The sequence below is a fragment of the Oleiphilus sp. HI0067 genome, from assembly GCF_001635735.1.
In genome coordinates this window covers 1-1,006 of record NZ_LWFI01000149.1, presented here as the reverse complement: position 1 = coordinate 1,006, position 1,006 = coordinate 1, and the positions used below count along the sequence as shown (strand labels likewise).

1 protein-coding gene is annotated in these 1,006 nt (G+C 42.1%); it reads right to left on the bottom strand.

Going from position 1 to position 1,006, the window contains the following annotated elements; genetic code table 11:
* Positions 1-15 precede the first annotated feature (15 nt).
* Positions 16-1,006 (bottom strand): O-antigen ligase (locus A3739_RS29160; RefSeq protein WP_197471961.1); only part of this gene is annotated, 991 nt, incomplete at its 5' end.

Below are 1,006 nucleotides of genomic sequence, written 5' to 3'. Positions count from 1 at the left end.
TTTTTTATATCCATATCACTTACCAATTAAAAAGTTCTTTATTGTTATGAGGTCCAAATATCGTTCGCCATTAAGCCAAAAACGTGGGCCTTGCATGGCCGGAGCAAAAGGATCCATTAGCGAATAGCTTATGCCGATCAATATCACATATGCAACAACGATAAACAAAAGCGTGATGGCTAGCATAGTCGTTAAAATCGTACTTCGGGACGAACCTTGAGTCGAGGTTTTTAATGACATAATTCGCAAGTCACTTTGACGGGAAATAGACCCTAAATAAAGCCCGAGAAACAAACCCCAAAATACAAATAACAGGCACTGAGCCATTGGCATAACGATCACACCAGAAACCAATGAAAGCATCAAAGCGCCTAAAAAAGACATAAAGGCAATATCAATCAGCTCAACCGCTCTATTCGCCTTCAATCGTCCTCGATACAACGACAAGGTCCAAAGCACTATGCCAATCATCGCAACTGTAGCAACTCCGCCCCATTCAACTAACAATTCCAAAATTGAATTATGCGGGTGGCTGAGCATTATCAATTTAACCGGTGCTTCGAATAAACCCGGCCCGATACCAACAAGTAAGTGCATCAAACTAAGCTGATCGATAGTCGCCAACCATAGAGGTATGCGACCACCATCGTTTACTGTAATTAATTGTTTTGCCGACTCATCAAAACTCGACATATACAAAAGAACGCACATTAAAGCGTAAGCAGCTACAGACACCAACAACCCTTTTACCGCCATGCGCTTATCAAAAAATGCGATAAACAATAGGGTAAGCGCCCACACCAAACTAATCCCTAATCCGCCGCCCAAGTACATCAATAGCAAATTGCCGAATAGCATTAGCAAAGCAAGCCGTCCGAAACGCTCACTCCATGAGAAAAATAATAAAGCCGGCAGTACAAACACCTGAACCTGATTAAAGAAGCGAATATTATCGAAACCAAAATAAACAACCGATGGAACGATCTTACCGCCATCGCTAGCAGCA